10 protein-coding genes are annotated in these 11,023 nt (G+C 72.6%); 3 read left to right on the forward strand and 7 right to left on the reverse strand.

Annotated features, from left to right (window positions below; translation table 11 throughout):
* Positions 1 to 90 precede the first annotated feature (90 nt).
* The gene (locus AB0E98_RS00850) at positions 91 to 2,184 is read left to right on the forward strand and encodes an MDR family MFS transporter (RefSeq protein ID WP_361697129.1); all 2,094 of its coding nucleotides are present in this window, start codon (positions 91 to 93) and stop codon (positions 2,182 to 2,184) included.
* A 13-nt stretch (positions 2,185 to 2,197) separates the two neighbouring features.
* Here AB0E98_RS00850 and AB0E98_RS00855 read toward each other — a convergent pair whose 3' ends face one another.
* The 3 genes from AB0E98_RS00855 to AB0E98_RS00865 all read right to left on the reverse strand — a co-directional run bounded on the left by AB0E98_RS00855 (position 2,198) and on the right by AB0E98_RS00865 (position 3,802).
* Positions 2,198 to 2,698: a GNAT family N-acetyltransferase gene (locus tag AB0E98_RS00855; protein WP_361697131.1), complete on the reverse strand. Its 501-nt coding sequence runs from the start codon at positions 2,696 to 2,698 to the stop codon at positions 2,198 to 2,200.
* 74 nt (positions 2,699 to 2,772) lie between these two features.
* On the reverse strand, positions 2,773 to 3,099 hold the full coding sequence (locus AB0E98_RS00860) for an antibiotic biosynthesis monooxygenase (RefSeq protein ID WP_311616489.1): 327 nt from the start codon (positions 3,097 to 3,099) through the stop codon (positions 2,773 to 2,775).
* A 25-nt stretch (positions 3,100 to 3,124) separates the two neighbouring features.
* Positions 3,125 to 3,802 carry a helix-turn-helix domain-containing protein gene (locus tag AB0E98_RS00865; protein WP_361697134.1) on the reverse strand — a complete coding sequence of 226 codons (678 nt, stop codon included), beginning with the start codon at positions 3,800 to 3,802 and terminating at the stop codon, positions 3,125 to 3,127.
* Positions 3,803 to 3,961: 159 nt separating this feature from the next.
* Between AB0E98_RS00865 and AB0E98_RS00870 the strand changes: the two genes are divergently transcribed.
* Entirely contained in the window at positions 3,962 to 6,049 is a 2,088-nt protein-coding gene (locus AB0E98_RS00870; RefSeq protein WP_361697136.1) for a bifunctional glycosyltransferase 87/phosphatase PAP2 family protein, read from the forward strand.
* A 126-nt stretch (positions 6,050 to 6,175) separates the two neighbouring features.
* Here AB0E98_RS00870 and AB0E98_RS00875 read toward each other — a convergent pair whose 3' ends face one another.
* The 4 genes from AB0E98_RS00875 to AB0E98_RS00890 form a co-directional block, all read right to left on the reverse strand.
* Positions 6,176 to 6,853 carry a hypothetical protein gene (locus tag AB0E98_RS00875; protein WP_361697138.1) on the reverse strand — a complete coding sequence of 226 codons (678 nt, stop codon included), beginning with the start codon at positions 6,851 to 6,853 and terminating at the stop codon, positions 6,176 to 6,178.
* A 145-nt stretch (positions 6,854 to 6,998) separates the two neighbouring features.
* Entirely contained in the window at positions 6,999 to 7,520 is a 522-nt protein-coding gene (locus AB0E98_RS00880) for a DUF6114 domain-containing protein (RefSeq protein ID WP_361697140.1), read from the reverse strand.
* Entirely contained in the window at positions 7,507 to 8,127 is a 621-nt protein-coding gene (locus tag AB0E98_RS00885) for a DUF6230 family protein (RefSeq protein WP_361697142.1), read from the reverse strand. Before AB0E98_RS00885 ends, AB0E98_RS00880 begins: the two co-directional genes overlap by 14 nt.
* A gap of 212 nt (positions 8,128 to 8,339) precedes the next feature.
* On the reverse strand, positions 8,340 to 9,575 hold the full coding sequence (locus AB0E98_RS00890; protein ID WP_361697144.1) for a cytochrome P450: 1,236 nt from the start codon (positions 9,573 to 9,575) through the stop codon (positions 8,340 to 8,342).
* 276 nt (positions 9,576 to 9,851) lie between these two features.
* Between AB0E98_RS00890 and AB0E98_RS00895 the strand changes: the two genes are divergently transcribed.
* Complete coding sequence (locus tag AB0E98_RS00895) at positions 9,852 to 11,021, forward strand: steroid 3-ketoacyl-CoA thiolase (RefSeq protein ID WP_361697146.1); 1,170 nt, start codon at positions 9,852 to 9,854, stop codon at positions 11,019 to 11,021.
* The last annotated feature ends 2 nt before the right edge of the window (positions 11,022 to 11,023 follow it).

Raw genomic sequence — 11,023 nt, forward strand, 5'->3', positions numbered from 1 at the left:
GCCAACGGCCCTGGTCGGCGTAGCCCGACGGGCCGGAATCGCCCATCCGGACGACCATGGGAGGAGCGACCCGAACCCGAGGAGCTGCCCATGGCCCAGGACACCCCGGGCCCCGGAACCACGGCCTCCGACGCCTCCGGCGCGCCCGCCACCCCCGCCATACCCGGCGAAGGCCTGCCGAAGGGCGGTGTGCGCGTCGCGATCGGCGCGCTGCTGCTCGGCATGCTGCTGGCGGCCCTCGACCAGACCATCGTCTCCACCGCCCTGCCGACGATCGTCAGCGACCTCGGCGGCCTGGAGCACCTCTCCTGGGTCGTCACCGCCTACATGCTCGCGTCCACCGCCGCCACGCCCCTGTGGGGCAAGCTCGGCGACCAGTACGGGCGCAAGAAGCTCTTCCAGACGGCCATCGTCATCTTCCTCGTCGGCTCCGCGCTCTGCGGCCTCGCCCGGAACATGCCCGAGCTGATCGGCTTCCGCGCCCTCCAGGGGCTGGGCGGCGGCGGGCTGATGGTGCTGTCGATGGCGATCGTCGGCGACATCGTGCCGCCCCGGGACCGGGGCCGCTACCAGGGCCTCTTCGGTGCGGTCTTCGGCGGTACGAGCGTGCTGGGCCCCCTGCTCGGCGGGCTCTTCGTGGACCACCTCAGCTGGCGCTGGGTGTTCTACATCAACCTCCCCATCGGTATCGTCGCCCTCGCCGTCATCGCCGCCGTCCTGCACATCCCGGCCAGCCGCGTCCCGCACCGCATCGACTACCTCGGCACCTTCCTCATCGCCGTCGTCGCCGTCTGCCTGGTGCTGATGACCTCGCTCGGCGGCACGACCTACCCCTGGTCGTCCTGGCGGATCATCGGGCTGGGCGTGCTGGGCGTGCTGCTGCTCCTGCCCTTCGTGCTCGTCGAGCGCCGCGCCGCCGAGCCCGTCCTGCCGCTCGGGCTGTTCCGGAGCCGCACCTTCACGCTCTGCTCGGTGATCGGCTTCGTCGTCGGCTTCGCGATGTTCGGCTCCATGACCTACCTGCCGACGTTCCTCCAGGTCGTCCACGGCGTCACGCCGACCCTGTCCGGCGTGCACATGCTGCCCATGGTGGCCGGCCTGCTGATCGCCTCGACCGGCTCCGGCCAGATCGTCAGCCGCACCGGGCGCTACAAGGTCTTCCCCATCGCCGGGACCGCCGTGATGAGCGTCGGCCTGCTCCTGCTCCACCAGCTGGACCCGACCGTCAGCACCGCGATGATGAGCGTCTACTTCTTCGTCTTCGGCTTCGGGCTGGGCCTGGTCATGCAGGTCCTCGTGCTGATCGTGCAGAACTCCGTCGGCTACGAGGACCTCGGCGTCGCCACCTCCGGCGCGACCTTCTTCCGCTCCATCGGCGCGTCCTTCGGCGTCTCGATCTTCGGCACGATCTTCACCAGCAAGCTGGGCCCACGGATCGCCGACGCCCTCGCCGGCGTCCCCCTGCCGCCCGGCGTCACCCCCGACGCCCTCAAGTCCGACCCCCGGATCCTCCACCGGCTGCCGCCCGCCCAGCGCACCGGCGTCCTCGACGCCTACTCCCAGTCGATCACCGACGTCTTCCTCTACGCCGTGCCGCCCGCCCTCCTCGCCTTCGCCCTCGCCTGGCTGCTCAAGGAGGAGCCGCTGCGCGGCAGCGTCACCGCGCCCGACACCAGCGAGGTCGTCGCCAGCAACCCCGTCGAACGCTCCTCGCGCGACGAGGTCGCCCGCGCCCTCTCCCTGCTCGGCAGCCGCGAGGGCCGCCGCAAGGTCTACGAGAAGATCGGCCAACGGGCCGGGGTGGACCTCATCCCCGCCGCCAACTGGATGCTGCTGCGCATCAAACGCGACGGCCACGCCGAACCCGCGATCCTCGCCGAACGCGTGGACCTCCCGCTGCGCGTCGTCACCGAGGGCGCCCGCCAGCTGGAGATCCGGGCACTGGTGCGGCGCGAGGGGCTGCGGCTCCTCCTCACCGACGAGGGACGGCAGGTGGCGGACAAACTCTTCCGGGCCCGTGAGGAGATGCTCGCGGAACTCCTGGGCGACTGGTGGACGGCCGCCGACCGCCCCCATGACCTGCAATGCCTCGTCGAGCAGCTCAACGGCGAACTGTGCGGCTCCGACGCCGAACAGCCGCGCGACGGCGAGGCGGCGGGCGACAGACCCGACCACCGCCGCTGAGTCCTCATAAGGCCTATGCCGTCAGCTCCTTGCCGAGCCACACCTCCGAGTACGGCGTCGCGGCCTTGTACGGGGGGACGTCCCCGAAGCCGTGCCGCGCGTACAGCGCCCGCGCCTCCACCAGATCCCGCCGGGTCTCCAGCACGATCCGCGCCGCACCCCACGCGCGCGCCGCCTCCTCGGCCGCGCCCAGCAGCGCGCCCGAGCCACCCAGCCCACGCCGGTCCGCCCGTACGAACATCCGGCACAACTCGGTCGTACGCGCGTCCACCCGCCGCAGGCCCACGCACCCCGCCGGCTCCCCGCCGTACCGGGCCACCAGCAGCAGCCCGGGGTCGTCGTCACGCATCTCGGCCAGATGCCGCTCGATCTCCTCGGGCGTGCACCGGCGCCCGTCGTACAGCAGGTACCAGCGGTCGGCGACGTCGACGAGGTACTCCCGCAGCAGCCCGGCCGACTCGGGGGAGCCGACCGGCTGCGGGGACACGGTCCAGGTGGTCATGGAGGTGGTCATGCGGCGGATGGTCGCACGGGGGCGGCCATCCGCTCAGTTCCTTTTCCGGGAGCCGGTCGGCTTGCCGGGGCTGTTCAGCCCTGCTTCGGCGCGGCCTGCTGGACGACCTCGAACGACCACACCGTCGAACCCGTCGCGGCGGGCTTGTGCTTGGGGGCGCCCTCGCCACCGCCCTGGTGGGCGGCCTTCATCGGGCCCTCCATCCACGCCTGGAAGTCCTCCTCGCTGCGCCAGCGGGTGTAGACGAGGTAGCTGTCCGTGCCTTCCAGCGGGCGCAGCAGTTCGAACCACTCGAAACCGTCGGCACTTTCCACCGTCCCCGCGCGGGACGCGAAGCGCTGCTCCAGGACCTCGCGCTGCTCGGCCGGGACGGTGAGGGAATTGATCTTCACGATGCTCATGGCGTCCATCCTGCCGTAGGCACTCTCAGCGGTTCCCGCCGACGCCCCCGCCCACGTCCGCGAGGACGCCGTCGAGTTGTTCCGCCGTCAGCGGCGGCGCGGGCAGGGCGGAGGCGCCCTCGGCGCGCAGGCCGTCGAAGAGCAGGGCGAGATGGCGGCGCCAGGAGCCGGGGGCCACGGCCGCGGCGGAGGGGACGCAGCGGCCCAGCGCGGCCAGGGCGAACAGCAGGTCCTCGGCGACCACGTCCGGGCGCATCGTGCCCTGCTCCTGCGCGCGGCGGACGAGCGTGCCCACCGTGGCGTGGTTGTGCTCGCGCAGCGCGGCCAGGGTGGGGCCCGCCGGGATGGTCGTCGTCATCAGTTCGATCGCGCCGCGGTCGGCGGCCAGGCCCTCGAAGATCCGCTCCATATAGGCGGTCAGCGACGCGAAGGCGTCCTCGCCCGCGCGTGCCCGCTCGCCGTCGCTCATGCTCGCGCCCAGGGACTCCCCGAAGACCGCCTCGATCAGCGCCTCACGGGTGGGAAACCGCCGGTACAGGGTGGCGTTGCCCACGCCGGCGCGGCGGGCGATCTCGTCCAGGGGGACCTCCAGGCCCTGCTCGGCGAAGAGCTCCCGGGCCGCCGCGACGAGGGCCTCGCGATTGCGCCGGGCGTCCGCCCGCAGGACCGGGGGCCGCCGTTCACTGCTGCCACTGGTGCTCATGACCGCACCCTAATGGCCCCCGAGGCGTTGGACTCAGGCCACTACCAGGAGGCCGCGGGATGTCCTGGGGGTGAGCCGCGTGTGTTCGGGGCGGCTGAGCAAGGTCTCAGAAGGCCCGACGAGCGCGACCGAGCCGGACGACTGGAGGAGCGGCGGAGCGTGGCGGATGCGGAGCGGGGCGGACCGGTGGGTCCGCCGAGGGCGGGCTCGCGGTCCGGCGCGGCCCTGGCGGCGCTGTGGCTGCTCGCCGGGCTGCTGGCCGTGCGTCAGGCGGCGGCCGTGCTGCGGCTCCCCGCGGAACGCCGCTTCACCGACTTCGCCGCCTGGACGTGCGGGAATGGCTTCCCGCACGTGCGCGGCTCCCTCTACGGCTCCCTCCACGACTCCGGCTACGGCCCCGGCGGATTCACCGGCACCCCCGTCGCCGGGCTCGTCCTCAAGCCCCTCGCCGAAGCCGCGGGACACGGCCTCGGCGTCGTCTGGACGCTGGGCACCCTGCTGCTCGTCGTCGCCGTCGCCCTCGTCGCCGCCCGCGCCCTCCCCGGCGGACGTACGAGCGGACGTATGAGCGCCGCCGCACCCGTCGCGGTCACCCTGACGGTGCTCTCCCTGCCCGTCCGCAACACCTTCACCCTCGGCCTCGGCCCGACCGGCGTCGTCCCGGTGCTGCTCGTCCTCCTCGGCTGCTGCCTGCCCCGGACTGCCCGGGGACCCGGGCGCACGACGGGCCTCGTCCCAGGCGTCCTCGTCGGCGTCGCGGCGGCCCTCCAGCCCGCCGTACTCCTCTTCGCCCCCCTGCTGTGGCTCACCGGCCGCCGCCGCGCCGCGATCGCCACCGGCGCCACCTTCGCCGTCTGCACGGCCCTGGCCTGGGCGGCCCTCCCCGACGACTCCTGGACGTACTGGGTCCACCACACTGCCGGAGCCGGCCTCGGCGAGCGGCCCGACGGCCCGGCCAATCAGTCGCTCCACGGACTGCTGCTGCGCACCGGCCTGCGCGGGCCGGTGGAGATCCTGCTCTACGGGCTGTCGGCCGCTCTCGTCGTCCGGACCGGCCTGCGCCGGGCCGCCCGTTACGCGCGCGACGGACAGCCGTTGCTCGCCACGGCCATCACCGGCTGCGTCGCGGTCGCCGTCTCTCCCACCGCCTGGCAGCACCAGCAGCTGTGGATCCTGCTCGCCGTCGCCGGCCGCGTCGGCCGCCGCCGCGCCGACCGGCTCGTCTGGCCCGTGCTCGTCGTGCTCGTCATGACGCTGACCAGCACCGTGCTCGTCCCCCCGAACCCCGTCCTCGGCCCCGTCGGCCGGAACGCGCCGCTGCTCACCGCCCTCGTGGCCGCCTGCGCGGTGCCGTTCCTCACCCGCTCCTCCGCGCTGTGGGACCGGCCCGTGCCCACCCCGGTCGCCCAGCCGCAGCGCGACCGCTTCCGCCGGCTGCCGCTGCTGCGCTTCAAGCGCGCGCTGAACCGCCCGAACGTGCTCCTGGAGCTGATGCTGATACGGGTCGGCTACTGGGCCTACTCCTACGTCCGCGCCCAGGCCCCCGACTCACGCGCCCTCGCCGAGTCCCACGGCCGGCAGATCCTCGCCATCGAGGAGTTCCTGCGCCTGGACGTCGAACACGGCGTCAACCACTTCGTGGCGAGCGTGGACTGGCTCGCGGACGGCATGGACTACTACTACGGCACCTTCCACTTCCTGGTGCCGATGTCCCTGCTGGGATATCTGTACTGGCGCCGCCCGGCCACCTACCGCTGGGCGCGCACGTCCCTGGCCCTCGCCACGCTCGTGGCGCTCGCCGGCTTCTGGCTCTACCCGCTGGCTCCGCCGCGTCTGATGCCCGGCCTCGCCTTCATCGACACCGCCAACGGCCCGCAGGACCTGTCCCACCCCGACTTCGGCGCGCTGACCGAACTGGCCAACCAGTACGCGGCGATGCCGTCGTTGCACATCGGCTGGTCGCTGTGGTGCGGGGTCGTGATCGCGGTCGCGGTCGTGGGGCCGAAGGTGTGGACGAGGTGGCTGGGCATGCTGTACCCGCTGATGACGTTCTCGGTCATCGTCGGGACGGCCAACCACTATGTGCTGGACGCGGTGGGCGGTGCGGTGGTGGTCGCCGCCGGGTTCGGGATCCAGTACGTGCTGACCGGGCCGGGGCGGGTCGCGCTCGCGGCGATTCCGGGGGCGCGGAAGGGGAGCGAGGACGGGGTGGCCACGGAGCGGGAGCCCGTGCGGGCGATGGGGTGAGACCCGGGGGCCGCGCCCCCGGGTGCCTGCGGTGCTGCGGGCCGGTGGTCACGTTGTGCCCACCCTCCCCCGGCTACCGCTGGGAGGTGCCCCCGGCCCTGCGGAGCGATTGCCCGCAACGCAGCGTCAGCCGCCCACCGTGATCTGCGACGACGGGTCGGTGACGTCCGTGACGTCGTAGGTCGCGTTGAGGACCGCCGTCGTCGCCGTCGTCGGGCAGCCGAAGCCGCCCTCGACCTTCACCGGTATCGCCACGTCCGTCACCACGAGCTGGGACGGCGCGCCGTTGACGAACCTGGTGGGGATGGTCGTCGGCCCGTCCGGCGCGGCCGTCACCGTGCAGTTGGCCAGGCCGCTGGACTTGAGGATCATGCCCTGGGTGGGCGCGTTGAGCGTGGCCGTGATGGGGGAGCCGTTCTGTATCGAGACGCTCCAGGCACCGGACGTGGTGATGCTGATCTCCACGCCCGGCAGGCTGCCCGTGCAGTCGCCGTAGACGGGTGAGGTGATGGCGGTGGACACCGGGCCGGAGGCGTTGGCGTTGCCGGGAGCGGCCGGTACGCGGTTGTTGTCGCCGGAGGGCGCGGAGCTCGACGACGTACACGTGATGGTGATCGAGCCGGCCTTGAAGGTGGCCGAGCCGTTGAGCGTGGCCGCGAAGGCGTGGCCGGCGGGCTGGACGGTCGTCGAACCGGCGTCGTTGGCGTGGGCGGCCGCCGGGCCGCCGCCGGTGAGGGTGAGGCCCGCGGTGAGGGCGAGGCCGGCGGTGACGGCGAGAAGGGGACGAGTGCGGCGGGAGATCACGGTGGCTCCTTCGGGGGGAGGAGGGGGAGGAGTGGTGGGGTGTGGCGGCCGCCCTGGGCCAGGGCAGGCAGGCCGGAGCGGGCATGAGCAGATGTCCGCCGCCGGTCATGTGCCGAGGCCGGGTCGGGCCTGGTGCCGGCGGCGGCTACGGGCCCGGGGGCGGTCCGGGCCACTCGCGCGGCGGCAGCACCGTGGTGGGGCTCTCCAGGGCGCCTGGGTTGTCCGGGGGTCCGGAGCGGTCCGGGACGCCATCCGGTTGCGGCGGCCGCTCGGCCGCCACCGGTTGCCAGGCGAAGATCATCGCGCCGCCCACGATGCCGAAGAGGGTGCCGAAGAGGAATCCGCCGAGGTTGGACATCACCAGCGCGGCCGTCGCGATCAGGACGGTGAGGATCCCGGCGAGACTCCGGTACTGCGGGGCGAACCACGCGGTCAGACCCATGACGATCATGACGATGCCCATCAGGACCGACGGGATGCCCGCGATGCCCTGCTCCAGCATGATCTTCAGCGGGGCGAGCGGGAGGGCGCAGATCTCGGCGCCCGCGGCGACGGCCGCCAGGCCGCCCCAGAAGGGGCGCCCCTTGCGCCATCGCCGCCAGGAGGCCCGCATGTCTACGGGCGACCCGGTGCCGTCCCGGCGCCCCGGCACGTCAGAAGCACTCATCCTTGCCGAGCTTGATCTTCAGGTCGAGGCCGGCGAGCTTGAACTTCCCGGCGTTGGTCGCCCAGGCCGTCTGCCGTAGACCGGTCATCTTGATGGACTTGGCCTGCTGGCCGAAGGCGTCCTGGAGGCCCTGTGCCGAGGCGGGACCCTTGTTGAGGGTCGAGGCGTCCCGGCCGATCTCGATGTTCTCGAACTCGGCGTCGCCGGACATCTGGGTGGCGTCGAGGAAGAGGTCGGTGGCCTCGACGGTCTTCGCGCCCTGGCCGGCGTGGAGCTTGAGGGTGATGTCGCCGATCACCGGCAGGGTGGTGACCACGGACTGGCACAGGTCCTTGATCTTGGCGTCCTTGATGGCGGTGACGGCCACCGGCAGCAGCTTGCCGCGGACGTTCCTGTCGATCCCGCCGTACTGGGCGAAGCCCGTGCCCGTCAGGCTGCCCGCCCCGACCTTGAACTCCTGGCCGGAGACGGCGAACGAGGCGGCCAGCGCCCCGTCGGCGAGCGCGACGGCCAGCGCGGCCGTGGCGGCGAAGCCGGGCACGGCCAGGACGGCGAACCTCCGCCACCTGACGCGTCCCGTCACCTGTCTTCCCTGATCGTCCTTCATACGGCTGCCCCCTGGAAGCCCTTGGAGAGTGAAGCCCTTGGACAGTGAAGCCCTTGGAGAGTGCGGTGCTTTGGGGGAGGGCGCACAGCGGTGCGCGACCGAAGCGCTCATGCGCCGTCCCTGAAGGTGTACCCGAGAGTAAGTCGGACCGCTGTACCTGACAAGGGGTCAGGTATAGACCGATTGCCGTGTGGCAAAGGGGAGTTGATCGATCAGCCGTAGCTGACGCGGAGCTCCTTGATGCCGTTCAGCCATGCCGAGCGCAGCCGCCGCGGCGCCCCGGCGAGCCGGATGCCGGGCAGGGTGTCGGCGACGGCGGCGAAGATCAGGTCGATCTCCAGCGCGGCCAGGGAGCGGCCCAGGCAGAAGTGCGGGCCGCCGCCGCCGAAGCCCAGGTGGGGGTTGGGGTCACGAGTGATGTCGAAGGCCTCGGGAGCGTCGAAGACCTCGGGGTCGTGATTGGCGGAGGCGTAGAACAGGCCCACCCGCCCGCCCTCGCGGATCGTCGTGCCGGCCAGCTCGGTGTCGCGCGTAGCCGTGCGCTGGAAGGAGATCACCGGGGTCGCCCAGCGGACGATCTCCTCGGCGGTGGTGCCGGGCCGCTCCTGTTTGTAGAGCTCCCACTGTTCGGGGTGGGTGAGGAAGGCGTGCATGCCGTGGCTGATGGCGTTGCGCGTGGTCTCGTTGCCGGCGACGGCCAGCATCAGCACGAAGAAGCCGAACTCGTCGGAGCCCAGGCTGCCCTCGTCCTCGGCGGCCACCAGCCGGCTGACGATGTCCCGCGCGGGGCGGTCCGTACGGGCGGCGGCGAGGTCCATCGCGTAGGCGATCAGCTCCATCGCGGAGCGACTGCCGGTCTCCTCGGTGACCGCGAGCTCGGGGTCGTCGTAGGCGATCATGCGGTTGGACCAGTCGAAGATCTTCGCCCGGTCGTGCTGGGGGACGCCGATGAGTTCGGCGATGGCCTGGAGGGGGAGTTCACAGGCGATGTCGGTGACGAAGTCGCCGCTGCCCTGCTCCCGGGCGGCCGTGACGATCCGTCCGGCCCGCTCCCGCAGGGCCGACTCCAGGGCCCGGACCGCCCGGGGGGTGAAGCCGCGCTGGACGATCCGGCGGACGCGGGTGTGCTCGGGCGGGTCCATGTTGAGCATCATCAGCCGCTGGGCGTCGATCCGCTCGCGCCGCATGCCGGGGTGGAAGCGGATGACCGAGGTGTTGCGGCCGGAGGAGAAGTCCTCCGGCCGGGTGGACGCCTCCTTGACGTCCGCGTGCCGGGTGACGGCCCAGTAGCCGTCGTCGTCGAAGCCCGCGAGCCCGTGCGGCTGGGGGATCCAGGCCACCGGGGCCGACCGCCGCAGCAGGGCGAACTCCGGCAGGGGCACTCCACGGGCGTTGACGTCCGGATCGGTGAAGTCGAAGCCCTCGGGCAGCGCGGGACAGGACGGCATGGCCACCACTCCAGTTCGGGGAGCCGCCGGGACGGCGAGCTGTGCTGATGGGCCATCAGAAACCTGTCGTCCGACGGTAGTGACGGGGTCGTGGACCGGCAAGCCACGCGACGCCATCTGTCGCACGCGCGGGGCGTGCGCGACCCTTGTGCGGCGGGGGCGGCGCTCGAAAGACTGCCGACGGAAGCGGAAGACGGAAGCGGAACTGGAACGCGTACTCGTTTTGCCGGGGGCGCCGGGACGCCCAGCGGAAGCGCGAGGAGAGGACAGCCGGACATGGCCGCGGAACCCGTGATCGTCGAAGCCGTACGGACGCCCATCGGCAGGCGCGGCGGCGCGCTCGCCAATCTCCACCCGGCCTATCTGCTGGGGGAGACCTATCGCGAGGTCCTCGCCCGCACCGGCATCCAGCCCGACTGCGTCGAGCAGATCGTCGGCGGCACGGTCACCCACGCCGGGGAGCAGTCGATGAACCCGGCCCGGACCGCCTGGCTGGCCATGGGCCTGCCCTACGAGACCGCCGCCACCACCGTGGACGCCCAGTGCGGCTCGTCCCAGCAGGCCAACCACCTCGTCGCCAACATGATCGCGAGCGGGGTGATCGACATCGGGATCGGCTGCGGCGTCGAGGCCATGTCCCGGGTGCCGCTCGGCAGCGGCTCCAAGCACGGGCCGGGCCGGCCCTTCCCCGACGAGTGGAACGTCGACCTGCCCAACCAGTTCGAGGCCGCCGAACGGATAGCCCGCAGGCGCGGCCTCACCCGCGAACAGGTCGACGCCCTCGGCCTGCTCTCCCAGGAACGGGCGGCCCGCGCCTGGGCGGAGGAGCGCTTCAAGCGCGAGACCTTCGCCGTGCAGGTGCCCACCACGGAGGAGGAGCAGTACGCCGGGCAGGGCATGTGGCGCCTGGTCGACCGCGACGAGGGCCTGCGCGACACCAGCATGGAGGCGCTGGCCGGGCTCAAGGCCGTGATGCCCACGGCCGTCCACACAGCCGGCAACTCCTCGCAGATATCCGACGGCGCGGCGGCGCTGCTCTGGGCCTCCAAACGGATGGCCCGGGCGCTGCGGCTGCGCCCCCGGGCCCGGATCGTCGCCCAGGCGCTCGTCGGCGCCGACCCCCACTTCCACCTGGACGGTCCCGTCGACGCGACCCGGGCGGTGCTGGGCCGGGCGGGGATGTCGTTACGGGACATCGACCTGGTGGAGATCAACGAGGCCTTCGCCTCGGTGGTGCTCTCCTGGGCGCGGGTCTTCGAGCAGGACCTGGAGAAGGTCAACGTCAACGGCGGCGCGATAGCGCTCGGGCACCCGGTCGGGGCGACGGGCGCCCGGCTGATCACTACGGCGCTGCACGAGCTGGAGCGCCGGGACGGCGAGTTCGCGCTGATCACGATGTGCGCGGGCGGGGCGCTGGCGGCGGGGACGATCATCCAGCGGCTGTGACG

Origin of the sequence: Streptomyces sp. NPDC037389 (assembly GCF_040636475.1) — a bacterium.
Classification (GTDB): domain Bacteria; phylum Actinomycetota; class Actinomycetes; order Streptomycetales; family Streptomycetaceae; genus Streptomyces; species Streptomyces hesseae.